Origin of the sequence: Sinorhizobium garamanticum, from assembly GCF_029892065.1 — a bacterium.
GTDB lineage: Bacteria > Pseudomonadota > Alphaproteobacteria > Rhizobiales > Rhizobiaceae > Sinorhizobium > Sinorhizobium garamanticum.
This window is the reverse complement of the sequence record NZ_CP120373.1, coordinates 25,368-49,847: the sequence shown is the minus strand read 5'-3', so window position 1 is coordinate 49,847 and position 24,480 is coordinate 25,368. Positions and strand designations below refer to the sequence as shown.

Annotated in this window: 22 protein-coding genes; 13 read left to right on the top strand and 9 right to left on the bottom strand. The window is 62.4% G+C overall.

Annotated elements, in window-relative coordinates; genetic code table 11:
* Positions 1 to 143: 143 nt before the first annotated feature.
* Positions 144 to 2,447 carry a Tex family protein gene (locus PZN02_RS00230; RefSeq protein WP_280659654.1) on the top strand — a complete coding sequence of 768 codons (2,304 nt, stop codon included), beginning with the start codon at positions 144 to 146 and terminating at the stop codon, positions 2,445 to 2,447.
* 246 nt (positions 2,448 to 2,693) lie between these two features.
* Positions 2,694 to 3,008: a hypothetical protein gene (locus PZN02_RS00225; protein ID WP_280659653.1), complete on the top strand. Its 315-nt coding sequence runs from the start codon at positions 2,694 to 2,696 to the stop codon at positions 3,006 to 3,008.
* Between the two features lie 115 nt (positions 3,009 to 3,123).
* Here the strand turns inward: PZN02_RS00225 and rkpK are convergent, their stop codons facing one another.
* From rkpK to PZN02_RS00210, 3 genes are all read right to left on the bottom strand, one after another.
* Positions 3,124 to 4,437, bottom strand: a complete 1,314-nt coding sequence (rkpK, locus tag PZN02_RS00220) for a UDP-glucose 6-dehydrogenase (RefSeq protein ID WP_280659652.1) — start codon at positions 4,435 to 4,437, stop codon at positions 3,124 to 3,126.
* A gap of 139 nt (positions 4,438 to 4,576) precedes the next feature.
* Positions 4,577 to 5,602 (bottom strand): NAD-dependent epimerase, encoded by a 1,026-nt coding sequence (locus PZN02_RS00215; protein WP_280659651.1) that lies wholly within the window; start codon positions 5,600 to 5,602, stop codon positions 4,577 to 4,579.
* A gap of 70 nt (positions 5,603 to 5,672) precedes the next feature.
* Positions 5,673 to 6,005: an ArsR/SmtB family transcription factor gene (locus tag PZN02_RS00210; RefSeq protein ID WP_280659650.1), complete on the bottom strand. Its 333-nt coding sequence runs from the start codon at positions 6,003 to 6,005 to the stop codon at positions 5,673 to 5,675.
* A gap of 51 nt (positions 6,006 to 6,056) precedes the next feature.
* On the opposite strand from PZN02_RS00210, the gene PZN02_RS00205 reads away from it, so the two are divergent.
* Both PZN02_RS00205 and PZN02_RS00200 read left to right on the top strand, forming a co-directional pair.
* Complete coding sequence (locus PZN02_RS00205; RefSeq protein ID WP_225105094.1) at positions 6,057 to 6,539, top strand: SRPBCC domain-containing protein; 483 nt, start codon at positions 6,057 to 6,059, stop codon at positions 6,537 to 6,539.
* Positions 6,540 to 6,550: 11 nt separating this feature from the next.
* Positions 6,551 to 6,913 (top strand): hypothetical protein, encoded by a 363-nt coding sequence (locus PZN02_RS00200; RefSeq protein WP_280659649.1) that lies wholly within the window; start codon positions 6,551 to 6,553, stop codon positions 6,911 to 6,913.
* Positions 6,914 to 6,949: 36 nt separating this feature from the next.
* Here PZN02_RS00200 and PZN02_RS00195 read toward each other — a convergent pair whose 3' ends face one another.
* Positions 6,950 to 7,690 carry a L,D-transpeptidase gene (locus PZN02_RS00195; protein ID WP_280659648.1) on the bottom strand — a complete coding sequence of 247 codons (741 nt, stop codon included), beginning with the start codon at positions 7,688 to 7,690 and terminating at the stop codon, positions 6,950 to 6,952.
* Positions 7,691 to 7,916: 226 nt separating this feature from the next.
* Here PZN02_RS00195 and recO point away from each other — a divergent pair, with 226 nt between their 5' ends.
* Complete coding sequence (gene recO / locus PZN02_RS00190; RefSeq protein WP_280659647.1) at positions 7,917 to 8,666, top strand: DNA repair protein RecO; 750 nt, start codon at positions 7,917 to 7,919, stop codon at positions 8,664 to 8,666.
* A 176-nt stretch (positions 8,667 to 8,842) separates the two neighbouring features.
* Here recO and PZN02_RS00185 read toward each other — a convergent pair whose 3' ends face one another.
* Entirely contained in the window at positions 8,843 to 10,855 is a 2,013-nt protein-coding gene (locus tag PZN02_RS00185; protein WP_280659646.1) for a PhoX family protein, read from the bottom strand.
* A 297-nt stretch (positions 10,856 to 11,152) separates the two neighbouring features.
* On the opposite strand from PZN02_RS00185, the gene PZN02_RS00180 reads away from it, so the two are divergent.
* The 8 genes from PZN02_RS00180 (at position 11,153) to PZN02_RS00145 (ending at position 21,447) form a co-directional block, all read left to right on the top strand.
* Positions 11,153 to 13,981: a DUF2339 domain-containing protein gene (locus PZN02_RS00180; protein ID WP_280659645.1), complete on the top strand. Its 2,829-nt coding sequence runs from the start codon at positions 11,153 to 11,155 to the stop codon at positions 13,979 to 13,981.
* On the top strand, positions 13,978 to 14,634 hold the full coding sequence (locus tag PZN02_RS00175; RefSeq protein WP_280659644.1) for an HD domain-containing protein: 657 nt from the start codon (positions 13,978 to 13,980) through the stop codon (positions 14,632 to 14,634). Before PZN02_RS00180 ends, PZN02_RS00175 begins: the two co-directional genes overlap by 4 nt.
* Positions 14,635 to 14,713: 79 nt before the next feature.
* Complete coding sequence (locus PZN02_RS00170) at positions 14,714 to 15,565, top strand: MOSC domain-containing protein (protein ID WP_280659643.1); 852 nt, start codon at positions 14,714 to 14,716, stop codon at positions 15,563 to 15,565.
* Positions 15,566 to 15,699: 134 nt separating this feature from the next.
* Complete coding sequence (locus PZN02_RS00165) at positions 15,700 to 16,935, top strand: MFS transporter (RefSeq protein WP_280659642.1); 1,236 nt, start codon at positions 15,700 to 15,702, stop codon at positions 16,933 to 16,935.
* Between the two features lie 163 nt (positions 16,936 to 17,098).
* A complete protein-coding gene (gene nadA / locus PZN02_RS00160; protein ID WP_280659641.1) occupies positions 17,099 to 18,178 on the top strand; it encodes a quinolinate synthase NadA in 1,080 nt (359 codons plus the stop codon).
* A gap of 57 nt (positions 18,179 to 18,235) precedes the next feature.
* Entirely contained in the window at positions 18,236 to 19,834 is a 1,599-nt protein-coding gene (locus PZN02_RS00155) for an L-aspartate oxidase (RefSeq protein WP_280659639.1), read from the top strand.
* A 61-nt stretch (positions 19,835 to 19,895) separates the two neighbouring features.
* Positions 19,896 to 20,798, top strand: coding sequence for a carboxylating nicotinate-nucleotide diphosphorylase (gene nadC, locus PZN02_RS00150; protein WP_280659638.1), 903 nt, complete (start codon positions 19,896 to 19,898; stop codon positions 20,796 to 20,798).
* Positions 20,799 to 20,916: 118 nt separating this feature from the next.
* Positions 20,917 to 21,447: a superoxide dismutase family protein gene (locus tag PZN02_RS00145; protein ID WP_280661563.1), complete on the top strand. Its 531-nt coding sequence runs from the start codon at positions 20,917 to 20,919 to the stop codon at positions 21,445 to 21,447.
* Positions 21,448 to 21,457: 10 nt separating this feature from the next.
* On the opposite strand, the gene PZN02_RS00140 is transcribed toward PZN02_RS00145, so the two are convergent.
* The 4 genes from PZN02_RS00140 to ygfZ are packed head-to-tail and all read right to left on the bottom strand — an operon-like array spanning position 21,458 to position 24,421.
* Entirely contained in the window at positions 21,458 to 22,438 is a 981-nt protein-coding gene (locus PZN02_RS00140; RefSeq protein ID WP_280659637.1) for an NUDIX hydrolase, read from the bottom strand.
* Positions 22,428 to 22,967 carry a tyrosine phosphatase family protein gene (locus PZN02_RS00135; RefSeq protein ID WP_280659636.1) on the bottom strand — a complete coding sequence of 180 codons (540 nt, stop codon included), beginning with the start codon at positions 22,965 to 22,967 and terminating at the stop codon, positions 22,428 to 22,430. The genes PZN02_RS00140 and PZN02_RS00135 overlap by 11 nt, the downstream gene beginning before the upstream one ends.
* On the bottom strand, positions 22,968 to 23,576 hold the full coding sequence (locus PZN02_RS00130) for a YfbR-like 5'-deoxynucleotidase (RefSeq protein WP_280659635.1): 609 nt from the start codon (positions 23,574 to 23,576) through the stop codon (positions 22,968 to 22,970).
* Positions 23,573 to 24,421 carry a CAF17-like 4Fe-4S cluster assembly/insertion protein YgfZ gene (gene ygfZ, locus PZN02_RS00125; protein ID WP_280659634.1) on the bottom strand — a complete coding sequence of 283 codons (849 nt, stop codon included), beginning with the start codon at positions 24,419 to 24,421 and terminating at the stop codon, positions 23,573 to 23,575. Before ygfZ ends, PZN02_RS00130 begins: the two co-directional genes overlap by 4 nt.
* Positions 24,422 to 24,480 lie beyond the last annotated feature (59 nt).

Below are 24,480 nucleotides of genomic sequence, written 5' to 3'. Positions count from 1 at the left end.
AAAGCCCGGCGCTTCCGCTGAGTGAAGCGGCAGGCATCCTCTGCCATCTTCTGTGGAGTTCGGCCGCGATAGCATCGGCCTTCACTTGGCCTTGATGGTCTGCGCCAGTATGGTCCGCACGGAAACAGAATACGGAACGCAGAATGACCGCGAAGCCCATTGCCGCCATCATCGCCAGCGAGATCAAGGCAAGCGCCGCCCAGGTTGCCGCTGCCGTCGACCTGCTCGACGGGGGAGCAACGGTGCCTTTCATTGCCCGCTATCGCAAGGAGGTCACCGGCGGCCTCGACGATACGCAGTTGCGCGTGCTTTCGGAACGGCTCACTTATCTGCGTGAACTCGCGGCGCGTCGGAACTCGATCCTCGAATCGATCCGCGGCCAGGACAAGCTCACCGGCGAGCTCGAAGCCAAGATTGCGGCTGCCGTCACAAAGGCGGAGCTTGAAGACATCTATTTGCCCTATAAGCCGAAGCGGAGAACCAAGGCCGAAATTGCCCGGGAGCGGGGCCTTGGACCACTGGCGGAGGCGATTCTTGCCGATCGGTCGGTCGCAGCGTCTGACCGCGCTGGCGCGTTCCTGTCGGCCGACGTAACGGACATCAAGGCGGCGCTCGACGGCGCACGCGACATCATTGCCGAAGGCATGACTGAAAATGCCGACCTTTTGGGGCGTCTGCGCAATTACATGAAGGATGCGGCCTACCTGCGCGCCAGAGTGGTCGACGGCAAACAGGAAGCGGGTGCGAAATTCTCGGACTATTTCGACCATTCCGAACGCTGGGCGACGGCACCCGGCCATCGGGCGCTTGCGATGTTGCGCGGCTGGAACGAGGAGATCCTCTCCGTCGATATCGTCATTGACCAGGACGACGTGTCGCCGATGAAACCGGTCGAGCGCATGATCGCGGCCGCCTACAATGTCGGCGCGCACCTGCCCGGCGACAAGTGGCTCGCGGACGTGATCGGCTGGACCTGGCGCGTCAAGCTTTCCATGTCGCTCTCGCTGGACCTGATGCGTGAGTTACGGGAACGGGCGGAAGAAGAGGCAATCCGCGTCTTCGCGCGCAATCTCAAGGATCTGCTGCTTGCCGCGCCTGCCGGCTCGCGCGCGACGATGGGCCTTGATCCGGGCATCCGCACCGGGGTCAAGGTCGCGGTTGTCGACGGCACCGGCAAGTTGCTCGACACGACAACGGTTTATCCGTTTCCGCCGAAGAACGACATTCGCGGCACGCAGGCGGAGCTCGCGTCGCTCATCCGCAAGCACAAGGTCGAACTGGTTGCCATCGGCAACGGCACCGGCAGCCGTGAGACCGAGAAGCTTGTGGCCGACATGCTTCAGCAGCTCCCGGCGCCGAAACCCACAAAGGTCATCGTCTCCGAGGCTGGGGCATCGGTATATTCCGCGTCCGAGACCGCGGCAGCCGAATTTCCCACGCTCGACGTCTCGCTACGCGGTGCCGTTTCGATCGCCCGGAGATTGCAGGATCCGCTCGCCGAGCTCGTCAAGATCGAGCCGAAATCGATCGGCGTCGGTCAATACCAGCACGATGTCGACCAGTCGAAGCTCAGCCGCTCGCTCGACGCGGTCGTCGAAGATGCGGTGAACGCCGTCGGCGTCGATCTCAACACCGCTTCGGCATCGCTGCTGGCGCGCGTATCTGGTCTCGGCAAATCCTCTGCGGAAGCGATCGTCGCGCACCGTGACGCGACCGGGCCCTTTTCCAGTCGTCAGCAACTTTTGAAGGTACCGCGTCTTGGTGCCCGCACCTTTGAGCAATGTGCCGGCTTTCTGCGGATACCGAACGGAACGGAGCCGCTCGATGCGTCCTCGGTGCACCCGGAGGCCTACGGGGTCGCGAAAAAGATCGTCGCCGCTTGCGGTCGCGACGTCCGGTCGCTGATGGGCGACAGCGCTGCTCTGAAGAAACTCGATCCGCGTGCCTTTGTCGACGAGCGTTTCGGCCTGCCGACGGTCAAGGATATTCTCGCGGAGCTGGAAAAACCGGGTCGCGATCCGCGCCCGAGCTTCAAGACGGCGACCTTTGCCGAGGGCGTCGATGACATCAAGGATCTGAAAGTCGGGATGCAACTCGAGGGTACCGTCACGAATGTCGCCGCCTTCGGTGCATTCGTCGACATCGGCGTACATCAGGATGGCCTTGTCCATGTGTCGCAACTGGCCGACCGCTTCATCAAGGATCCGCATGAGGTCGTGAAGGCGGGCGACGTCGTGCAGGTGCGTGTCACCGAAGTCGACGTTGCCCGCAAGCGTATCGGGCTTTCGATGCGCAAGGACGGCGGCGCAGACAGGGGCCGAGAGGCGAGGGGATCGGCATCGAATGGTGGCGGCGCCCGCAACGCAGCCGAGCGTCAGCCGCGATCGCAACCGCCCGCTCAGGGCGCGCTTGGCGCCGCATTGATGGCGGCAATGAAAGAAAAGTGATCGGGAACGTGGAACGGCCAGTGCCAACGATCGTTTCTCCAACATCGACTGTTGGCATGGCGGCTTTCAGGTGAACGATTTATATATTAGTGAATTGAAATATACCCTGCTCTCCGCCATACTCCTCTCGTGGCGACACCGGTCTCGGGTCGCGAGCAGGTGTCGACCATAGAATGCCGGTCCACGGCGGAACAGGTCAGCGGAAATCCTCTTCCGCCGGGAGCCCCCGGCGAAAGGAGGTGCCTCATGGTAGGCAATGTGATCCGCGGCCTCACGAGAGCCATCATATTGGCTGTAGCGGTGATGGCACATCCCTATCCGGCGGACTCGCAGGCGATCGCGAATTGTGCCGAGCGATCCCAGGTGATCGAGTTTCTAGCGCAGAAATACGACGAGAAGCCCGCGGCGATCGGATTGATCAACCCGCAGGCTGTCATGGAAGTTTTTGCCGCCGACAACGGCAGTTGGACCCTGATCGTGACGGATGTCTCGGGCCGAAGCTGCGTCATTCTCGCAGGAAAGAGCTGGGACCCGATGCCGCAGGTAGGTCCGAAGGCGTGAGGACGAGGGTCCCGCCTGACGGCTCCTCGCAGCTGCACTGTCACGTGACGGCGCGATAAACCCGCCGTCACGTGAAGACTTCTCTATCCCAGTTTTCCGGAACGCACCCTATCGGTCAATCCGGCCGGCCGATGCTGGCATAGCTGAAACCGTGCCGCGTCACTTCGTCCTTGCGGTAGATGTTGCGCAAGTCGACAAGCAACGGCGTCTTCATCACGGTCTTGAGCCGCGCGAAATCGAGCGCCCGGAATTCGTTCCACTCGGTGACGATGACCAGTGCGTCGGCGTCGGTCGCTGCATCGTAGGGGTCGGTCGCATAGTCCATGCCGTCGATCACCTTGCGGGCATTCTCGATCCCCTCCGGATCGTAGCCGACAACCTTGGCGCCGACATCCTGCAGCGTCTGTACGATCGCGATCGCGGGGCTGTCGCGCATATCGTCCGTGTTCGGCTTGAAAGTGAGGCCGAGGACGGCGACCTTGCGCCCGCGCACATCACCACCTGCGGCGGCAACCACCTTGCGGCCCATCGCGCGCTTGCGGTTGTCGTTGATCGCAACGGTCGTCTCGACGAGGCGAACCGGGCTGTCGTGATCCTGGGCGGTCTTGACCAGTGCCAGCGTATCCTTGGGGAAGCAGGAGCCGCCATAACCCGGCCCGGCATGGAGGAACTTCGAGCCGATGCGGCCGTCGAGGCCAATGCCGCGGGCGACATCCTGGACATCGGCGCCGACTTTTTCGCACAGATCGGCCATTTCGTTGATGAAGGTGATCTTCATGGCCAGGAAGGCGTTACCGGCATATTTGATCAGTTCGGAGGTACGACGAGTGGTAAAGACAAGCGGCGCCTGGTTGAGGTAGAGCGGGCGATAGACCTCGGTCATCACGTCGCGTGCCCGCTGGTCATTGCCGTTAAGGCCGAGCACAATGCGATCCGGCCGCTTGAAGTCCTCGATGGCTGCACCCTCGCGCAGGAACTCCGGATTGGAGACCACGGCGAAATCGGCTTCCGGATTGGTTTCACGGATAATGCGCTCGACCTCATCGCCCGTTCCGACGGGAACCGTCGACTTCGTCACGACGACGGTGAAGCCGGTGAGATTGGTCGCGAGCTCCCGGGCGGCGGCATAGACGTAGGAGAGATCGGCATGCCCGTCGCCGCGCCGCGACGGCGTGCCGACGGCGATGAAGATCACATCGCTTTCTGCGACGGCCGACTTGAGGTCGGTCGTAAAGCTCAGGCGTCCCGACGCGACATTGCTGGCGACAAGATGGTCCAGGCCCGGCTCGAAGATCGGGATTTGCCCCTGCTTGAGCGCCTCGATCTTGCCCTCATCCTTGTCGAGGCAGACGACGTCGTGACCAAAATCCGCAAAGCAGACTCCCGAAACAAGGCCGACGTAGCCGGCGCCGATCATCGTGATTTTCATCGGTTTTTCCTTTGTTTGATGGGTTTTTCTTGAGGATGTCGGTTAGATAAGCCCATGTATTAAAGGCTAAATAGACCTATTTGCGACCATTTTGAGCCGGATCTGAGGTTTTACCGAACCCTGTTGGCTGACAACACGGTCATGCGATCCGGCCGGTCTTACGATAATATTGCTCATACCATTCAGCAAAGCGGGCAACGCCTTCCTCGACCGAAATCGACGGCTTGAAATCAGTCAGCGCTTCGAGCAGATCCGGCGAAGCGTAGGTGCGTGGAACGTCACCCTGTTGCATCGGAAGCATGTTGCGGATGGCGGGCCGACCGACTGCTTTTTCGATCGTTTCGACGAAGGTCATCAATTCGACGGGCTGGCCGCCGCCGATATTGACGACGCGAAACGGCGCCTGATGGGAGAGCGTGTCCTTCGCCTTTGCCGTCGGGACGCGATTTTCCTCTGCCGGCGCGACATGCGAAAGCCTGAGGATACCTTCGACGAGGTCATCGATATAGGTGAAATCCCGGCTCATCCGGCCCTGACCGTAGACGTCGATCGGCCGATCGTTGTAAATCGCGTCCACGAACTTGAACAGCGCCATGTCCGGGCGTCCCCACGGACCGTAGACCGTGAAGAAGCGGAACGCCGTCGTCGGCACCGTGTAGAGATGGGCGTAGCTATGCGCCATCAATTCCATCGATTTCTTCGTTGCCGCATAGAGCGTCAGCGGCTCGTCGGCCCGGTCCATCTCAGAAAAGGGGATCTTCTCGTTGGCGCCGTAGATCGACGACGTTGAGGCGAGCATCAGATGTTTGGGGCCAATCGCGCGCGCAAGTTCCAGTATGTTCCAGGTGCCGACGAGGTTCGAGTCGACATAGGCCTTGGGATTTTCGAGGCTGTAGCGTACGCCGGCCTGCGCGGCGAGATGAATGATGACCTCGGGCTCGGCAAGCTCTGCGGCGTGGTCGAGCGCGGCCCGGTCTTCAAGCATCGCTGTCACCGCCTTGAAGCCATTGGAGCGCTTCAGGATCCCGTGGCGACGCTCCTTGAGCGTCACATCGTAATAGGGCGTCATGCCATCGAAGCCGACCACGAAGTGGCCCTCGTCGATCAGCCGTTTTGCGACGTGAAAACCGATGAAGCCTGCTGTGCCGGTAATGAGGTAGCGCACGACGGTATCCCCAAGTTGCATAGTCGGACCGTTCATACGAAGAAAGCAGAGCGATGGAAAGCCGAATCCGTCACTCGGGCGGGCTTTCGAGCCCGCGATGCAAGGCCGTCAGGACAGACATGGCGTGGTCCGCATACTGGCTGATCCAGCGATCGTGAATGGCTTGGATTGGTAACGCGTTCAAATGGTTCCATCGCTCGCGTCCCTCGCGGTGGACGAGGATCAGACTTGCATCCTCCAGGACCTTCAGGTGCTGCATCACGGTGCAGCGGTCGAGCTGGGAGAATTGTTCGCAAAGCATGCCGGTCGTCTGGGGCGCGGCTTTCAGGGCGTCCAGCATCTGCCGGCGCAAGCCATTGGCCAGTGCCTTGAAAACGGCGTCGTCTTTCGAATCGGTTGACATGTTATATTTTTATAACATATTATCGTGTCACACAATGGCAAGGAGGAAGACATGACCTTGGAGTTTCGTGTGAATGGTCGCATCGCCCGTCCTGTCGATGAGGTGTTCGACGCCGTCGTCAATCCGGATCAACTCAGCCGCTATTTCGTGACGCTAGGCGGTGTCAGCGCACCACTGGTCGCCGGCACGACCGTGACCTGGTGGGGCGAGGTGCCGGTGGAGGTGGAAACCGTCGAGCCGAATGAGAGGATCGTATTCCGTTGGGACGCCAAGGTGGCCGAGGGCGAAGCGCCCTATCGGACAAAGGTGGAGATGCGCTTCAAGTCTCTCGATGACGGCGCAACGATGGTCACGATTGCCGAAACCGGTTGGCGGGAAAACGAGCAGGGGCAGAAAAGCTCCTACATGAACTGCGAAGGCTGGTCGCAGATGCTCGCCTGCATGAAGGCTTGGCTCGAATACGGCATCAACTTGCGCGAGGGTTATTACGTCAGCGAACTCTCGGGCAACCCGGCACTCGAGCCGCAGGCGTAGGAGGGCGTGCGATGTCGACAGAGATCAAGGGCGGGTTCAACATCGCCATGAAGGTTCCGAGCCATCAATACGAGGCTGTGATCGCCTTCTACCGCGACGTCGTCGGGCTTCCGCCTTTCGATGAGAAGACGCCCGCGAAGGGGTTCATTCTCGGCCCAAACCGCCTCTGGATAGATGAGGCGCCGAACTACAGCCAAGCGGAAATCTGGCTGGAGCTTTTCACCAACGACCACGAGAAGGCGCTCGACCATCTCGCGGCGAAGGGAGCCGTGCGTTGCGACGCGGTCGAGGAACTGGGTGAAGGCTTTCGCGGGGGCTGGATCATGAACCCTGCGAACATCGTGCACCTGGTGCGGGAGCCGGATGCCTGGTAGGCCCTGGGCGTCAAATGCGCGTCAAGTGGCCAGCCGTTACATGGGAAGCGGCTGCCCCGCATTGGTGGCAGCCGACACTGGCACTCCGAGCGGTCCGTCCATAGGCGGCTCGGATTGCAGCACGACAACGCGCGTATCTGTCGGCACGCGGCTGTAAAGATCGATGATGTCCGGATTGAAAAGCCGTATGCAGCCGCTTGAAACTGCCTTGCCGATCGACCACGCCTCCGTGGTGCCGTGGATGCGAAACAGCGTGTCGCGGTTGCCCTGGTAAAGATAGAGAGCGCGCGGGCCAAGCGGGTTGCGGATTCCCGGCTCCATGCCGCCGGCGAGCGGTCCGTAGCGTTCCGGTTCGCGTGCGACCATGTCCGACGTAGGCGTCCAGCGCGGCCACTCGACCTTGCGTCCGACACGCGCCTCGCCCTGGAATTCCAGCCCCGCCTTGCCGACACCGATTCCATAGCGCAACGCCATGCCGCCATCCTGAACGAGATAGAGGAAGCGATTCTGGGTGTCGACAACGATCGTGCCGGGCGGTTCCGAGGTGGGATAGACCACCTGCTGGCGCAGAAAGCGAGGCTCGACCTTGCTGATGTCGGTGGCGGCAAGCGGGAACCTTTCCTCCGGTTTCGGCCCGTACATTGCGACGTAATAGGGGTCCGGTCCTCTCGGCTTGGCATTTTGGCCGCTTGTCGCGCAGCCCGCGAGAACTGCCGAAACGAGGAGAAGGGCGAAGAGCTGCGCGGAGCGACCGGCGCTGTTCCGGGACACACACATAATCGATCCTGCTGACTGCAAATTCTTGGACTCGGAAGGCATTCCAACCACATGCTCGGCTTGAGCGCCAAAAGCGTCCGAGAAGAGGCAAAAGAAGGGCAGAAATGTGGCCAACGGCCGGTGTCGCGAAAAGGTGACAGTGGCGTAGAGGCAGTTCTCGCTGGCTCGTCCGGGGCCAAGCATCTGTGCTTGATCCGCTTTCGGCCCCGGGTGTATGCCATGTCCCATGCAGTGGAGCGACCAAGCCATCATACTGGGCATCCGGCGGCATGGCGAAAGCTCTGTCATAGCGGAAGTCATGACCGCCGCGCACGGACGCCATCTCGGCCTCGTGCGCTCCGGCCGTTCGCGCGCGATGCAGCTGGTACTGCAGCCCGGCAACTCCGTCGAGGTGACCTGGCGGGCGCGGCTGGACGAGCATCTCGGCGAGTTTCGGGTGGAGCCGCTTCAACTGCGCGCCGCAAGGCTGATGGAGGCGGCGACCTCCGTCTATGGCATCCAGGCCCTCGGTGCGCTGTTGCGGCTGCTGCCGGAGCGCGATCCTCACCCGCATCTATACGAGGCGCTTGCCGTCATCGTCGACCATCTTCAGGACCCGGCGGATGCCGGGGAGCTGTTCGTGCGCTTCGAACTCGCCGTCTTGAACGACCTCGGCTTCGGCCTTGATCTGTCGGAATGTGCGGCGACCGGCGCACGGAAGGATCTCGTCTATGTCTCGCCCAAGTCCGGTCGCGCCGTCAGCCGGGAGGCGGGCGCGCGCTATGCCGAACGCATGCTCGCCCTTCCGGATTTCCTGTCTCCCGGTGGACACCAGGCGGCCGACCACGACAGCCTTGCGGCCGCGTTCCGGCTGACCGCTTATTTTCTCAACCGCCATGTTTATGAGCCGCGCGGTCTAGACGCCTCTTCCGTGCGTGAAGCCTTTGTTCACGCGGCGCTGAAGGCGCTGAAATCTTCTCCACCGTCTGCGGCCTGATCGAGCCTACTGGCAACTACAGCGCCGCGCGTCCGATCGGACGCGCAAAGGTCGCTGTAGCACTTTGAATCGCTGCATGATTTTGTCCTCAAATCGATTCCGATTTGAGGAATCATGCAGTAGGGACGATGAAGCCGGACGCCGCGTCCGCGACGCGGCGTCCGTTGCATGCGAGGTCAGCCGATCCGGCCGCCGCCCTGCTTGGTGACGGCCAGCACAGCCGGGCGCACCGGCATGTCGTCCTTGAAATCGGGCCAGCGCGTTGCCGGCGTCTCGTAGGTGGCGAGGCCGGCGTCGCCCGGGTGCTGCACGGCGAGGAAGAACGTGTCGGATGTCGGGTTGAAGCAGGGTCCGCACATCTCGGCGCCGACCGGAACGCGGAAGAACAGCTTGGAGGTTCCGCGTGCTCCGCCCTCGGTGTCGATCGCCCAGACGCCGTCGGTGCGGCCGGTTTCTTTTTCGCTGTTGCCGTCCGTAGAAACCCAGAGCCTGCCGTCTGCGTCGATCGTGCAGTTATCCGGCATGCCGAACCAGCCGTTCTTGGTCGTTGCCGTCGAGAACGACGCACCGACTTCGGCCACGCTCGGATCGCCGCATTTCAAAAGCACGTCCCAACGGCTGCTGAGCGAGGCGAAGTCGCCATCGGTTTCGGTGATTTCGATGATGTGGCCGAAGGCATTCTTGGCGCGCGGGTTGGCGGCGTTGATTTCTTCCGCCTTGCGCTTGGTGTTGTTGGTCAGCATGACGTAGACCTTGCCGGTCTTCGGGTTGGGCTGGATGTCCTCAGGGCGGTCCATCTTGGTGGCGCCGAGCGCGTCGGAAGCAAGCCGGGTGTTGATCAGAACGTCGGCCTGCGAAGCAAAACCGTTCTCGGCGGTCAGCGGTCCCTCGCCATGGACGAGCGGCATCCAGGTGACCGTGCCGTCCTCATCGAACTTCGCCACATAGAGCGTGCCTTCGTCGAAGAGGTCCATGTTGGCGGAACGGTCGTTCGGATTGTAGGTGCCCTTGGTCACGAATTTGTAGACATAGTCATAGCGCTCGTCGTCGCCGCTATAGAGCACGACGCGCCCGTCCTTGTTGACGATGGATTCGCAGCCTTCGTGCTTGAAGCGGCCAAGCGCCGTGCGCTTCTTCGGAACCGAGGTCGGGTCGAGGGCATCCACTTCGACGATCCAGCCGAAGCGATTGGCCTCGGTCGGCTCCTTCGACACGTCGAAACGATCGTAGAATTTCGACCACTCGTATTGTCCGCCCGGTGCTCCAAGACGCTTCAACTGCTTGAACTCCGGATGGTCCTCGGCAAGTTCGCCGCCGAAATAGCCGTTGAAGTTCTCCTCGGCCATCATGTAGGTGCCCCAGGCGGTGACGCCGCCGGCGCAATTGTTGACCGTGCCAAAGACTTTTTTGCCGGTCGGGTCGGACGGGGTCTTCACACGGTCATGGCCCGCGGCCGGCCCGGAAAGCTGCATTTCGGTGTTGAGCGTGATGCGGCGGTTGTATTTGCCGTCGAGCACCGGCTGCCACTTGCCGTCCACCTTGCGGATTTCGATGATCGTGCCGCCGTGTGCGGCCATTTCGATGTCGACGAGGTCCTTGGTGTATTCGCCAAGTGTAACCTTTTCCTCTTCGACTTCCTTGCCGTCCTTGGTCACCTTCTCCTTCACAATCGAAGCGAAGGCCGGGAACATCAGCTCTGCGTTGGTGTACTCATGGTTGACGACCAGCAGACCATGATCCGGACTGCCCTCGAGCGGGATGAAGCCGACATAGTCATTGTTATAACCGAAGAGCTTCTCCTGGGCCGCGGCCGTCTGGTTCTTCGGGTCGAAGTCCGGGCTGTCGGCAAAAACCTTGTCGCCCCAGCGCAGGAGGATATCGGCATCATAGCCGTCGGCGACATGATGTTTTTCATCGACGCCCGCCTCGACTTCGGCGAAGTCGAAACGCGAGGCGCCCTCGGCACGCGCTTCACCGGCCGTCAATAGCGCGAGCGGGCTCACCGTCGTCGAAATTGCGGCAACGGCCAGGGAGCCGCCAATGAAGGAGCGGCGCGAGAAACGGCGATTGATGATGTCGCCCATGGTCGGGTTGGTGGAACAGTTCTGGCCGATATCTTCCAGTTCCTCCCTGCGTTCCGTCAGCGTCTTGAATTCAGTTTCTTCCGTTGAGGCAAGATGCTTGTCCATTGCCGGTTCTCCTCATTGAACGATAGAGCCGCCGCCTATCCTGCGACGTCCACCTGCCGCTGTAGCAGCAAGTTCATGACAGTTCCGCGACAGTTCAGTGAAGAGATTGCTGCGCCCCGCTGTCAATGCATTTGGCGATGTGCGAAAACCTGTATGGTCGCGAGCAGCCTGCGAAGATTGCAGCCACTGCATGATTCTTTAAATCGGAATCGATTAAGGACAAAATCATGCAGCAATTCAAAGTGCTACAGCGACCTTAGCGCGTCCGATTGAACGCGCGGCGCTGTAGGGGGGAAGATGCTGGAAATCATTGCCTTCGTTGCCTTTGCCATGGCGCTTGCCGCTTTTCTCGGTGGCCGAAAGACCGCGGAGCGGCTGGCGAACGAGATCAATTCGCTGAAAGTCGAGATCGCTCGATTGAGCGAGCGGCAGACCGCGGCCGAACCTGCTCCCTCGCAGGCGGCCGACGAGGCGCAGGCTCCGGATGCGACCGCCGCTGGAGGCGAAGGAAAGGTGGGCCCCTGGTCGCGGACGGCGCGCGAGGGTGCGCGCATCTTCGGCGGGGAGACGTCAGACCGGGAGAAGGCCGAGAAGGCGGGCCAGGACGAGCAAGTTGCGCCGGCAGCCATGGCAGAGGCACCGACACCCGCGACCGAAAGCCTCGAAAGCCGAATCGGCGGCCAGTGGCCCGTTTGGGTCGGTGGTCTCGCGCTGGCGCTCGGTGGTTACTTCCTGGTGCAATATTCGATCGATGCAGGGCTGCTGAGCCCGGCCGTTCGACTGACGCTCGCGGCGGCTTTCGGTCTTGTGCTTGGGATGGCCGGCGAAGTGATCCGCCGTCGTGCGGTGCCGACGATTGCCGACAGGTTCCGACATGCGATGATCCCGGGCGTTCTGACGGCGGCCGGCGCTGTCACGCTGTTCGGTGTCGTCTATGCCGCCCACGGCATCTACGGATTCATCGGCACGGCAACCGCTTTCGTACTGCTGGCGCTGGTTTCGCTGGTGACGGTGGCTTTGTCCCTGCTGCATGGCCAGGCGCTTGCCGGACTCGGGCTTCTCGCCTCATTGCTCACACCATTGTTTGTATCGAGCGCAGAACCTCGACCCTGGGTGCTGTTCGGCTTCCTCTCGATTGCCTGGCTTGCGACGCTCTGCGCCTCGCGCCTGCGCCAGTGGACGGTCGTGCCGACGCTCGCCAATGCCGGGCTTGGCCTTTGGGGGCTCGCCTATGTTGCGGGCGTGACACCCTTCGAGGCACCGCCGGTCACTTTCGCGCTGCTGGTGATGATTGCGGGCGTCGGATTGATCTGGCCTGGCGCCGCCGAGCGATCTGTAACAGCAGAGCGCGAGCCGGACGCCAGTCGTGTCACCGCAACTGCAGCCGGTCCATGGGAGAGACTGTTCGCGCCGCCCCATGCGGCAGTCACCGTTTCGGCCGCGATCGCGGCAACGGTTCTGGCACTCCTCTTCATCAGTCCGGCCGTCACCGCCGAGCGTTTCCCTATCCAGGAATTTGTCGTGGTGATCGCAGCGCTTGCCATGGTCGGCGCACTGAGGGCAACGGCAATCTATCCGGCTCTCTTCGCCGCCTTCGGCGCGATCGCCGGCACGTGGAGCCTGACGGCGCTCAGCAATGTTCTTGCCTATCTCGACCCTTCGCGTGCGCAGCTTTCGCCCGAGATCGTCGTTTCCGGCAGCACGGCGATGTTGACCGCAATGGTGCTGTCGGCCGTCTTCGTCCTGCTGGCTTCCTTCGTGCTCGGCAGGCGTCTCGAGACACAATCCCAGCTTGCCATCGTCTGGGCGGGCATTGCCGCCATCGTGCCAAACGCGCTTCTGGCCATGTCCTTCCTCATGACGGGCAAATTCGCCTTCGATCTGTCGCATGGGCTCGCAGCCTTCATTGGCGGCTTGTTTCTACTTGTTGTCGTGGAGTGGTTATACCGCCGAAGCGCCGAAACAAGGGATTTGCATATCGCCGGCGGGCTGTCGGTGGCGGGCTCCTTCGGCCTCTTCGTCCTCGGTCTGCATGCCTGGACGGACGGCCTCGTCACCACCCTTGCCGTCGCGCTGCTCGGCGCCGGATACACCTTCGCCACACGCGCTCGCTCGTGGCCCGTGCTGCCCTGGATAACCGTTGGATCTGCCCTTGTCGTTCTGGCGCGGATCGGCTGGGAGCCGACGATCGTCGGTGCAGGCAATCTCTCGACGACGCCTGTCTTCAATGCCCTCCTGCCGGGCTACGGCATTCCGGCATTGCTGCTGGTGGCATCCGCCTATCTGCTTCGCGCGACGCCAGCGACGCGCGTGCGCAATCTGCTGCAGGCGCTCGCAAGCCTCTTTGTGCTGCTGACACTGGCGATCCTTGTTCGTCACGCAATGAATGGCGGTGTTCTGGACAGCTCCGTTCCGACGCTTGCGGAGCAGTCTATTTATACGCTGCTCGCAATCGGGGCGTCCGGCATCTTCATGACACTGGACACGAGATCGCCGAGTCCGGTGTTCCGTTACGGCGGCATGGTGCTCGGCGTGCTCTCGATGCTGTCGGTGCTTTCGGCGCACCTTGTCGGCCTCAATCCCTATTTCAGCGGAGAACTGCTCGGCAGGATCCCATTCTTCGATCTGCTCTTTATCGGCTATCTGCTGCCCGGCATCGCCTATGCCGGCCTCTCCTGGTATGCGCGCGACAAACGCCCCTGGCCCTATGTCGCCGCTCTTGCCGTAAGCGGTGCCGTCCTCGCCTTTGCCTGGGCGAGCCTCAGTGTTCGCCGCTTCTGGCAAGGGGAGAATGTCGCGGATTGGAAGGGCTTCCTCCAGGGAGAAACCTACACCTATTCGGTGGTCTGGCTCGTACTCGGCGTGCTGCTCCTGGTCGTCGGCTCTCGCTTCAATGCGAAGAGCGTCCGCATTGCTTCGGCCGTACTCGTCTTCATCGCCGTGCTCAAGGTCTTCCTTATCGACATGTCGAATCTGGAAGGCTTCCTGCGCGCCCTGTCCTTCATCGGCCTCGGTGGCGTACTGATCGGTATCGGCCTCTTCTACCAGAAGATCCTCTCCAATACGGGGAACGGCGGCCCGCCAGACACTGCTGGAACCACGACAGAAAGGACAAGCCGCGCATGACACGTCTTCCGGAGCTGGCCGCAGCCTTTGCGCCTCATGACGAGCTAGCGAGGGAGCTCCTGCCGCATGCTTTTGACGATGGCGACGGTTCGCACGATGCGTCGCATCTCATTCGCGTCTGGAAAAACGCCGCGCGCATACAGGCGGAGGAGGGGGGCGACACGGGCATTCTCGCAGCCGCCGTCCTGCTCCACGATTGCGTTTCGGTCGAGAAGAATTCACCGCAGCGTGCCGAAGCTTCCCGGCTTGCCGCCGAGAAGGCATGGCAAATCCTCGACGGGCTGGGCTGGCGCACGGCGGATATTTCGCCAGTCGCCCACGCGATCCTGACGCACAGCTTTTCCGCCAACTTGCCGCCCGAGACGCTCGAGGCGAAAATTCTGCAGGACGCCGACAGGCTGGACGCGATCGGCATGGTTGGCGCGGCGCGCTGCTTCTACATCGCCGGACGCATGGGCAGCGGGCTCTACGATCCGCTTGACCCGCTGGCCGACGATCGGCCGCTCGATGACAAGGCCTTCGCGATCGACCATTTCGAGACAAAGCTCTTTCGTCTCGCGGACGGCTTCCAGACGGCGACAGGGCGCCGGTTGGCGACGGAGCGGCAAGCAAGGCTGCGTGGCGTGCTTGCCATGCTGCTGGATGAAATCTAAATCTTTCAACGGATTGGCGCCGCTCCGTGAATCAGGTTGCGAGCGGCCTGAATCAATTTCTGAGCTCGGGAAGATCGACATGAAAGTGACCGGCCTTAACATCCATCCCCTGAAGAGCGGCCGCGCCATTCCGCAAACCGTCGTGATGGTCAATGTCGATGGGCTCGCCGGCGACCGGCGCTTCATGGTGGTCGAACCGGATGGCCGTTTCATCACCCAGCGCGAGTTGCAGGCGCTGGCACAGGTCGAAGCGGCGCACATCGACGGCGGCGTACGGCTGAAAATGAACGGCAATGAATTGTCCGTGCGCTTTGATCCGGACCGGCGGCTCGACGTCCGCGTCTGGTCGAGCGATGTCGACGCGGCGTTGGCCGATGATGCGGCCAATGACGTGCTTTCCGGCTGGTTCGGGCGGCCGGTGAAGCTCGTCCACATGGACCAACAGGCGGAGCGCTTCGTCGGCGCCGAATGGGCGGGCGTGGCAGCGCCGGTCGGATTTGCCGATGGCTTTCCGATCCTCGTCACGACGACCGGGTCGCTTGCCGATCTCAACCGCACGCTGGTCGAGAAGGGGCAGGAGCCAGTCGGCATGGAGCGTTTCCGCACCAATATCCTGATCGATTGCAATGACCCATGGGAGGAGGATTGGTGGGAAAGCCTGGAGATCGCGGGCATCGCCTTTGATCTCGTCAAGCCCTGCGCCCGATGCATCATGACCACGCAGGACCAGTTGACGGGCGAGAGGGTCGGCGGCAATCCGATCCAGGGTCTTGGCGAAAAGCGCATGTCCGCCGACCGGCGCGTGGCGGGTGTTCTCTTCGGTTGGAATGCGGTGCCCCGAGGCGAGGGCACGGTCAAACTCGGCGACGAGGCTACGGTCATTCGGCGGCGCAGCGAGCGCTGGCCGATGAAGATGCGCAACGCCAATTGAAGCATCTTACGCTGCGGCGATGGCGGCTTTGCCGGCATGCGCTATCAATTCCTGTGATCACATCGTCAAATTAATTGGCTTTCCTCAATATGAGTGCCGCCATAGGATGCGCCCTCACAAATCGGAGCTCTCCTATGTCCGCGATTTCCTCAGCCGCCGCGCGTTCAGCCGATAACAGCCTGCCGTGGCTGATCATCGCCGCCGGTTCCATCATTGCGATGCTCACCTTCGGTCCGCGCTCCGCCATGGGCTTCTTCCAGTTGCCGATGCTCGCTGATACGGGATGGGACCGAACGACCTTTGGCCTTGCAATGGCGCTGCAGAATCTCTGCTGGGGCCTTGGTCAGCCGTTCTTCGGCGCCGTAGCCGACAAGTTCGGCACCTGGCGCGTGCTGGCGCTGTCTGGTCTTGTTTACGCGGCGGGTCTCATCATCATGGCCTTTGCCAATGCTCCGATCTGGCTGCATATCGGCGGCGGCGTGCTGGTCGGTCTCGGTGTGGCGTCCGGTTCCTTCGGCATCGTACTTTCCGCTTTTGCCCGCAATGTCGCGCCGGAGCAGCGTTCGCTCGCCTTCGGCATCGGCACGGCTGCTGGCTCGGCCGGCATGTTCCTGTTCGCGCCGCTCAGCCAGGGGTTGATTTCCGCCTTTGGCTGGTCCGACAGCCTCGTCTATCTCGGGGTGCTGATGCTGCTCGTCCCGCTTGTCGCAATTCCTTTGCGCGGCAACGCGTCTTCCGGTCGTCAATCGGAAATGCAGTACAAGCAGACAGTCGGTGAGGCCCTGAGGGAGGCATTGGGGCATGGAAGCTATCTGCTGCTGGTTTCAGGCTTCTTCGTCTGCGGCTATCAGGTCGCCTTCATCACCGCCCATTTCCCCGCCTATATCGGCGACATCGGCATCGATGCCCGTTATGCGGTGATTGCGCTTGCGCTGATCGGCTTCTTCAACATCATCGGATCGTTCTCGGCCGGCATCATCGGCCAGCGCTATTCGAAGCCCTATTTCTTGGCGCTGATCTATCTTGCCCGCTCGGTCGCTGTCGCGGCCTTCCTGCTGCTGCCGCAGTCGCCGACCTCGGTCATTATCTTTGCCATTGTCATGGGCTTGCTGTGGCTGTCGACCGTGCCGCCGACCAATGGCCTGGTGGCGATCATGTTCGGAACGAGACATCTCGGCCTGCTTGGCGGTATCGTCTTCCTTTCCCACCAGATTGGCTCCTTCCTCGGCGTCTGGATGGGCGGCTACCTCTACGACCGCTTCGGCTCCTATGACCCGGTCTGGTGGCTGGGTGTCGCGCTCGGCGTCTTTGCGGCCATTGTCCACTGGCCGATCGAGGAGCGCGGCGTCGTAAGACCGGCGATGGCCTGACCGGCGACAATACCGATGCGCCCGAAATGGGCGCATCCTCCTTGAAATCTGTCACAAAACTTTCTAAATCAGTCGCCGCGGCTTCGCCGCTTTTGTTTTGACCTAATTATGCTCAATATGAGCATAATTAGAAACTGCCGGAAACGGCGGGAGAGGAGAGACGATGACCAATCTTGACCTTCGCGCAGACGCAGTGCCAGCCCCGGCATTCGTCAGCGCGGCCGCGCGCTTCGGTGTCATCGAAAAGCCGGACCTTGCGTATACACCGGCGATCGCCCGCGAAACCGCGCATCTCTACGAGAAGGTCAAGGATTTCATCCCGGCCATCGAATGGCCCGCCTACGCGCCTTACGTTCATGCGATCAACCGACTGAAGAAGGAGCGCAACGCCGTCATTCTGGCGCATAACTACCAGACGCCGGACATCTTCCATTGCGTCGCCGATATCGTCGGCGATTCGCTGCAGCTCGCGCGCGACGCCACCAAGGTCGACGCCGAAATCATCGTCCAGTGCGGCGTGCATTTCATGGCCGAGACCTCGAAGCTCCTCAATCCGGAAAAGACTGTGCTGATCCCGGACGCCAAGGCGGGTTGCTCGTTGTCCGAATCGATCACCGGCGCGGATGTACGCTTGCTCAAGGAGCGTTACCCCGGTGTGCCGGTCGTTACCTACGTCAACACCTCGGCCGAAGTGAAGGCGGAGACCGACATCTGCTGCACGTCGTCCAACGTGCTGGCGGTCGTCGAGAGCCTGGCGTCCGACACGGTCCTCTGCATTCCCGACGAATACCTCGCGATGAATGTCGCGCGCCAAACGAACAAGAAAATCCTCACCTGGAAGGGCCACTGCGAGGTCCATGAACGCTTCACCGCGGCGGAACTCCTCGCTTATAAGGAGGCCAACCCGGGCATCGAGATCATCGGTCATCCGGAATGCCACCCCGACGTCATCGCCGTCTGCGATTTCTCCGGCTCCACGTCGGGCATGATCAACTACGTCAAAGACAAGCAGCCGCCAAAGGTACTTCTCGTCACCGAATGTTCCATGGCTTCCAATATTCAGGCGGAAGTCGAGGGCGTTGATTTCATCAAACCCTGCAATCTCTGTCCGCACATGAAGCGCATCACGCTGCCGAAGATCCTCGACAGCCTGCTCACCATGACGGAAGAGGTTCTGGTCGACCCGGTGATCGCCGGTCGCGCACGCCTTGCGGTCGAGCGCATGGTGAACCTCAAGCAGTAATCGATGCCCGGGCCGCGGCTCGGCACCCACGCATGTGGTTGGAGGAGCTACCGAACCATGCTGAAAGACCATTTTCGCCCGCAATCCTTCAACGGCATCGATGACATCGTCATCGTCGGCGGCGGGCTTGCCGGGCTCTTCTGCGCACTGAAGCTGGCGCCGCGTCCCGTGACCATCCTTGCCGCCGCCCCGATCGGCCATGGCGCCTCGTCTGCCTGGGCACAAGGCGGCATCGCTGCCGCGATGAGTCCGGGTGACACGTTCGAAAAGCACGTCGCCGATACGGTCACGGCCGGTGCCGGTATCGTCGACGAGAAAATGACACGGATGATGGTCGCCGAGGGGCCGGCGCGTATTCACGACCTGCTCGAATACGGCGTGCCCTTCGACCGGGATCTTGAAGGCAAGCTCCTGCTTTCGCGCGAGGCGGCGCACTCCGAACGGCGTATCGTTCGCGTCAGGGGCGACATGGCCGGCAAGGCGATCATGGAAGCGCTGATCGCTGCCGTGCGCAGGACTCCGTCTATCCGGATTATCGAAGGCTATGTGGTCGAGGAGCTGGTGCGTGAGGGGCGCTTCATCTCCGGCGTCGTCGCAAGGCCGGACGCCGGTCAATCGAAGACCCGCGTTTCCTTCCCGGCGCGCGCTGTCGTGCTGTGCTCCGGCGGCATCGGGCATCTCTATGCCGTCACCACCAACCCGTGGGAGGCCTGCGGCCAGGGTGTTGGCATGGCTGCGCGGGCGGGCGCCATCATCGCCGATCCGGAATTCGTCCAGTTCCATCCGACCGCGATCAATATCGGCAAGGACCCGGCGCCGTTGGCTACCGAGGCGCTGCGTGGTGACGGCGCCGTACTTGTCAATTCCAGAGGTCACCGTTTCATGCTCGACATTCATCCCGACGGCGAACTCGCGCCGCGGGATATCGTCTCGCGTGGCGTTTTTGCCGAGGTGCAGGCCGGGCGTGGCGCCTTCCTCGATTGCACCAAGGCGGTCGGCAAACATTTCTCGGAGATGTTCCCGACCGTTTATGCCTCCTGCCTTGCGGCGGGCATCGATCCCGTGACTCAGCCGATCCCGGTCGTTCCTGCGGTTCATTATCACATGGGCGGCGTGTTGACCGACGGGCAGGGCCGCACCTCGATCGATGGTCTCTGGGCAGCGGGCGAGGTGACCTCGACCGGCGTTCACGGCGCCAACCGTCTTGCTTCCAACTCGTTGCTCGAGGCCGTCGTCTTCGCCGCGCGCATCGCGGAAAGCATCAAGGGCACATTGCCGGCGCCGAAGCTCACCGAATGGGGAGACAACGCTGGCGAAAGCGACGATCCGGTAACGGTCGAGGATAGCCCGCCACTCAAGATCCTGCGCAGCCTGATGAGCGAGTGCGTCGGCGTTATCCGCACGCGCGAGAGCCTGACGCGGGCGATCCGCGAGATTGCGGCGCTGGAGCGCGCCAACAACCGCCTGCGCTTCGCCAACATCATCACCACCGCGAAGCTCATCGCCGTCGCAGCCCTTCAGCGCACCGAGAGCCGCGGCGGCCATTTCCGCGCTGATTGCGCGTCCGAGCGCCCCGAATGGCAGCGGCGCACGTACCTGACGCTGGCGCAGGCCGAACGCCTGGCCGCAGAAGTAGCCGAAACCGAGCCGGCGTGACGCCGGCCGGATATAATCTCCAAGCGTTATCGACATCCAGACAGATGCAGGAGCCAAGCCCATGACTGCCGCGCTACGCCCGGAACTGCCCGCCCTCATGGTCGAAGATCAGGTGAGGGCTGCTCTCCTGGAAGATCTCGGCCGCGCCGGCGATATCACGACTCTATCGACGATCGGTCCGGATGTGACGGCATCGGCGGACATGCGCGTCCGCGATGCGGGGGTGATCGCCGGGCTGGAACTGGCAAGAACGGCATTTCGGCTGATCGATCCGTCAATCCGCTTCGATGCGTTGGCTGCAGATGGCGATCGTGCCGCGCCCGGTACGACCATTGCGCGGATATCCGGTCGCGCAAGGGGTCTGCTGTCCGCCGAGCGCGTCGCTCTCAATTTCCTGATGCACCTCTCCGGGATCGCCAGTTACACGGCGAAATTCGCCGACGAGATCGCTGATACCGCCGCCAAGGTCTGTTGCACGCGCAAGACCATCCCCGGCCTGCGTGCCCTGGAGAAATACGCCGTCCGTCTCGGCGGGGGCTCCAACCATCGCTATGGCCTCGATGACGCGGTGCTGATCAAGGACAACCACATCGCCGTTTCCGGTGGTGTTGCCGACGCCATTCGTGCCGCACGCGCCTATTGCGGCCATCTCGTCAAGGTGGAGGTCGAGGTCGACGGGCTTGCACAGATGCGCGAGGCGCTGACTGCTGCGCCGGACGTGATCCTGCTCGACAATATGGGACCGGATTTGCTGCGCGAGGCCGTCGCCGTCAATGCCGAACATTGGCGGCTTAGCGCAGCCGACTATGCCTCCGACCCGCGCCGCACGCGGCTCGAAGCATCCGGAAACGTGAGGATGGACACTATCCGGGCAATCGCCGAGACGGGTGTCGACTACATCTCCACATCGAAGATCACCATGGCGGCGCCGACGCTCGATATCGGGCTCGACGTGACAATTTAGTGTCGCCGCGAGCCGCGCCCTCGAAATCACCAACCACAACTCTTCCGCGCTCGCGTGGAACGACATTACCACCCGCGCGTTGGTTTCTCTGTGCCGTGAGCGAGGAAGGATTTTGGTGATGATCAGAACATTAGCTGTAGTTGCGCTGGCCATCGGCGCGGCAGCCACTGCGCCTGCTATCGCGTCTGCGCAAGAGTCGTCGCAGACCGCTGTCGCGAATTTCGTCGGCAAGGATGGCAAGGAGACGGGCCGGGCTGCGCTGACCGCGGCCGGAAAAGGGGTGCTGATCGAGATGGAGGTCAACGGCCTGCCAAAGGATACCTGGGTTGCCTTCCACGTTCACGAAGTCGGAAGCTGTGATCCTGCGGGCGGCTTCGAGTCGGCGGGCAAGCATTTTGCGGGCGAAGATGAGAACGCCGAACACGGATTCCTGGCGACAAAAGGTCCGCATGCAGGCGATATGCCGAACCAATATGTCGGCGCCGACGGGACCCTGCGCGCGCAGATATTCAACAGCTTCGTCACTCTCGACGACAAGGGCACCGCGATCCGCGGCCGCGCCCTGATGGTCCATGCGCGTTCCGATGACAACCGCAGCCAACCGGCGGGTGATGCAGGTGGCCGGCTGGCTTGTGCCGTCATCCAGTAGGTCCGTTGTTTTATCGCCCGCCGACTTTCAGGCCGGGCGCAGGCCGCTCGTCGAGGATCTGGCGGCGGAAGCGGAAAAGCGCGGCCGGCCGCCCGCCTGTGGAGGCGAGCGTTCCGCCGGTCGGCTCGACGAGTTCCGCCCCCTCAACCAGACGTCGGAAGTTCTGCTTGTGCAAGTGACGGCCGGAGATCGCTTCGACGGTTGCCTGCAGATCGGTTAGCGTGAATTCCGGTGGCATCAGTTCGAACACGACGGGCCGGTACTTGATCTTGCCGCGCAATCTGGCGACGGCCGTCGCGACGATGCGACGGTGATCGTGGCGCATCGCCAAGCCGATGGCCGGATTGTCGAGATCGCGGCAATGCCCGTCGATCACCGCCTCACGCACAAGGCCGGCCTCGTAAAGCAACTCGTAGCGTTCGAGCACGCGCTCCTCGTCCCAGGGGAAATCGTCAAGGCCGAAGGCGAGCCGAATGCGGGAGCGACGCTGCGCGGCGGAAGCCGATCGTTCGTCATATGGTGGACTGTTTTCCCAGCGAGCGAGCGCCGGCAGGATGACCTGATCGAGGAGGGCGGGACGCCCCCACCGCCAATCCTCCCACGGCAGATAGCCGTACCAGTCTCGCCAATGGGCGCCGGCCTCGGCCAACCGCTCGTTGTTCTCGGCGTCGGTGCGCGTTAGCGCCAGATAACCGACGGAGACCATGTGCTTGCCTTCCTCGCCGGGCAACCGCTGGCGACCGCGGTCGCCGAAGGTGTAGAGCTGTTCGATATATCCAAGCCTGAGGGCGATGCGTTTTTCGACGCGGTCGCGCAGCCCTGTCTCGAAGGTGCGGTGACGCGCCGGATCGAATGGACCGAAGGGCAGGCTGTCACGCGCGTCGCCATCTGCCTCGCTGACGGCGAGGATATGCGGGCTGCGGTTGACCACCGCGACGATCGCCGCATTGAGGCCGATCTCGACCGTGACTGCAGGCACGTCAGTCGGCATGCCGGGCGCTCTCCGCTCGAGTGGTGAGCATGAATGGCGCATTGCCATCGGCGTCGGCGCCGCGGCCGATGGACCGTACGGCAGCAACGAGCTTGCCCCTTCGCGACAGCGCCTCGTCGCCGATCTCCACCAGTCGCGGGTTGGGTGTCGCGAATGGCGAGGCGTGGCGCAGGCGCGCTGCGAGCGTGGCATCGTCCTGGTCCGGCTCGACCGCCAGCGCCGCGATCAATGCCGCTGCCGGCGAGCGAGAAACGCCCATCCAGCAATGGATGAGGAGCGGTCGGGTACGGTCCCAGTTGCGGGCAAAATCAATAATCCGCCGGACGTGTTCCTCCTGCGGCGCAATCAGGTCGCCCGTTCCCGCGAAGCTGATGTCGTTGACACCGATCGTCAGGTGTTTGGCTCGGTCGATGACGGCGGGACGGTGAAAATCCTGCCCCTTGGCAAGCAGGCTCACCATTTCGCGGCAACCGTGGCGAACGGCCATTTCTGCGATGCGCGCAAGCGGCGAAACGACAATGCCGGTCATTCAGGCTTCTGCCTTTGCCATGGTTCGCTCCCCTTCGAGAGAATTGAACCGTTCGGCGAAGAGCCGCTGCGCCTCGACCGCCGGCAGCGGATCGATCAGCAGGGTCTCCCGCGTAATGCCGCGCGGTTGGCCGAAGAACTTGCGGGCCTCTTCCGCCGAGAAACCGGCAAGCTCTGTCGCCTCGAAATAGGCGGCAATGCGATCGGCCTTCTTGATCCGCTCCTTGAGTTCCTTTGGCGTATGAGGCGGCAAGCCGAAGCGCAGGTGTATGGCGCTTTCGAGGCGCTTTTCCACGGACTTGTAACCACCGCCGACGACCGCTTTGAACGGTGAGATCATGTCGCCGATGACATATTCGGGGGCGTCGTGAAGGAGCGCCATCAAGCATTCGTCCGTATTGCAGCGGTTGGTCCGACGGAAGATATCCTCGACGATCAGGCTATGCTGGGCGACGGAAAAGGCGTGATCGCCCGACGTCTGGCCGTTCCAGCGCGCCACGCGAGCAAGGCCGTGGGCGATGTCGGAAAGTTCGACGTCGAGCGGAGAGGGGTCGAGCAGATCGAGCCGCCGGCCGGAAAGCATACGCTGCCAGGCTCTCGCATTCATCATGCGCTTGCCTCGTCCGCCTCGGTCGGGAACGAAAGGCCGGTCCAGCCGGGCAAGGTCAACGTCACCGGCACGTCGCCCGCAAGAATGGTGTCCCCCTTGGCGATCGCTTCGCCGGCCTTGTCGATCCGGACGATGGCGAGAGCCGCCTTATCCCGTACGGTGCCGAGCGTGCCAATCGATCGGCCATTGACGGAGACGTTCGCACCCGTCGGCGGCAGCGGCGCTTCGCCGGTAGCGATCACAACACGGCGGCGGGCCGTGGCTCGGTGCTGCATGCGGGAAATGACCTCCTGGCCGACATAGCAGCCCTTCCTGAAGGAGAGCCCGCCATTGAGGTCCATCAACACATCGTGCGGAAAGGCATCCTGCAAGGCGAAATCGGCCCCGGAAACGGCAATGCCGCCCGCGATCCTCAACTGCTCGAGATCGGCCACGGTCGCGTCCGCGCCCTCCATTTCGCGATAAAGACGGAAAACGGAAAGCCCGGCCTTTTCAAATCGCTGGTCGCGATAGCTCCCCGCCGGCGGCTCTTCGCCGAACACGGCCGTGACCGGCGCGGGCGACCGCAACGAGAGGTCGACGGCAGAGCGCAGTTTATACATGCTCAGCCGCTTCAGCAGCGGCTCGGCCTGGTCACTTGTTGTCTCCAGCCTCAGCGCTTCGCCATCCCGGGAAATCAGAAAGTCGAACAGGATCTTGCCCTGCGGCGTCAGCAAGGCGCCAGGGCGTGCTTCGTCGGCGCCGAGCCCGCCAATGTCGGTGGTGATCAGGCTTTGCAGAAGATCTTCGGCGTCCTTGCCGGAAACGCTGACGACCGCGCGGTCATCGAGGCAAACCTTTGACATCGTTCGAATCCTGTTCTCTTTGTCGAAGAGGTAGGATGTTCTCAGGTCATCGGCAAGCG

Excerpts from the sequence above, each read along its gene's own strand:
- PZN02_RS00230 (WP_280659654.1), top strand. The coding sequence starts at position 144 with ATGACCGCGAAGCCCATTGCCGCCATCATCGCCAGCGAGATCAAGGCA.
- PZN02_RS00225 (WP_280659653.1), top strand. The coding sequence starts at position 2,694 with ATGGTAGGCAATGTGATCCGCGGCCTCACGAGAGCCATCATATTGGCT.
- rkpK (WP_280659652.1), bottom strand. The coding sequence starts at position 4,437 with ATGAAAATCACGATGATCGGCGCCGGCTACGTCGGCCTTGTTTCGGGA.
- PZN02_RS00210 (WP_280659650.1), bottom strand. The coding sequence starts at position 6,005 with ATGTCAACCGATTCGAAAGACGACGCCGTTTTCAAGGCACTGGCCAAT.
- PZN02_RS00205 (WP_225105094.1), top strand. The coding sequence starts at position 6,057 with ATGACCTTGGAGTTTCGTGTGAATGGTCGCATCGCCCGTCCTGTCGAT.
- PZN02_RS00200 (WP_280659649.1), top strand. The coding sequence starts at position 6,551 with ATGTCGACAGAGATCAAGGGCGGGTTCAACATCGCCATGAAGGTTCCG.
- PZN02_RS00195 (WP_280659648.1), bottom strand. The coding sequence starts at position 7,690 with ATGTGTGTGTCCCGGAACAGCGCCGGTCGCTCCGCGCAGCTCTTCGCC.
- recO (WP_280659647.1), top strand. The coding sequence starts at position 7,917 with ATGCAGTGGAGCGACCAAGCCATCATACTGGGCATCCGGCGGCATGGC.
- PZN02_RS00185 (WP_280659646.1), bottom strand. The coding sequence starts at position 10,855 with ATGGACAAGCATCTTGCCTCAACGGAAGAAACTGAATTCAAGACGCTG.
- PZN02_RS00180 (WP_280659645.1), top strand. The coding sequence starts at position 11,153 with ATGCTGGAAATCATTGCCTTCGTTGCCTTTGCCATGGCGCTTGCCGCT.
- PZN02_RS00175 (WP_280659644.1), top strand. The coding sequence starts at position 13,978 with ATGACACGTCTTCCGGAGCTGGCCGCAGCCTTTGCGCCTCATGACGAG.
- PZN02_RS00170 (WP_280659643.1), top strand. The coding sequence starts at position 14,714 with ATGAAAGTGACCGGCCTTAACATCCATCCCCTGAAGAGCGGCCGCGCC.
- PZN02_RS00165 (WP_280659642.1), top strand. The coding sequence starts at position 15,700 with ATGTCCGCGATTTCCTCAGCCGCCGCGCGTTCAGCCGATAACAGCCTG.
- nadA (WP_280659641.1), top strand. The coding sequence starts at position 17,099 with ATGACCAATCTTGACCTTCGCGCAGACGCAGTGCCAGCCCCGGCATTC.
- PZN02_RS00155 (WP_280659639.1), top strand. The coding sequence starts at position 18,236 with ATGCTGAAAGACCATTTTCGCCCGCAATCCTTCAACGGCATCGATGAC.
- nadC (WP_280659638.1), top strand. The coding sequence starts at position 19,896 with ATGACTGCCGCGCTACGCCCGGAACTGCCCGCCCTCATGGTCGAAGAT.
- PZN02_RS00145 (WP_280661563.1), top strand. The coding sequence starts at position 20,917 with ATGATCAGAACATTAGCTGTAGTTGCGCTGGCCATCGGCGCGGCAGCC.
- PZN02_RS00140 (WP_280659637.1), bottom strand. The coding sequence starts at position 22,438 with ATGCCGACTGACGTGCCTGCAGTCACGGTCGAGATCGGCCTCAATGCG.
- PZN02_RS00135 (WP_280659636.1), bottom strand. The coding sequence starts at position 22,967 with ATGACCGGCATTGTCGTTTCGCCGCTTGCGCGCATCGCAGAAATGGCC.
- PZN02_RS00130 (WP_280659635.1), bottom strand. The coding sequence starts at position 23,576 with ATGATGAATGCGAGAGCCTGGCAGCGTATGCTTTCCGGCCGGCGGCTC.
- ygfZ (WP_280659634.1), bottom strand. The coding sequence starts at position 24,421 with ATGTCAAAGGTTTGCCTCGATGACCGCGCGGTCGTCAGCGTTTCCGGC.